Source organism: Aneurinibacillus migulanus (assembly GCF_001274715.1).
Lineage (GTDB): Bacteria > Bacillota > Bacilli > Aneurinibacillales > Aneurinibacillaceae > Aneurinibacillus > Aneurinibacillus migulanus.
In genome coordinates, this window is the sequence record NZ_LGUG01000013.1 from 362,613 (window position 1) to 362,869 (window position 257).

The 257-nt window shown below is 47.5% G+C and carries 1 rRNA gene; it reads left to right on the forward strand.

Annotated elements, in window-relative coordinates:
- The first annotated feature begins 27 nt into the window (after positions 1-27).
- Positions 28-144 (forward strand): 5S ribosomal RNA (gene rrf / locus AF333_RS31005).
- Positions 145-257: the final 113 nt, after the last annotated feature.

The following is a 257-nucleotide window of genomic DNA, read 5'->3' on the forward strand; positions in this document are numbered from 1 at the left end:
AAAAATGAATTCATCCGTTATTTAGTGTCTGGTGGCGATGGCGAAGGGGTCACACCTGTTCCCATCCCGAACACAGAAGTTAAGTCCTTCAGCGCCGATGGTACTTGGGTGGCAACACCCTGGGAGAGTAGGACGTCGCCAGGCCGGTAACCCTTACGGGTTGCTGTTATACGTTGTACCTTGAAAACTGGATACAGAAGAACAATGCGCAATTAGGAAAATCCAAATTGTAATAAAGCGTGTTCAAAAACGAGGAC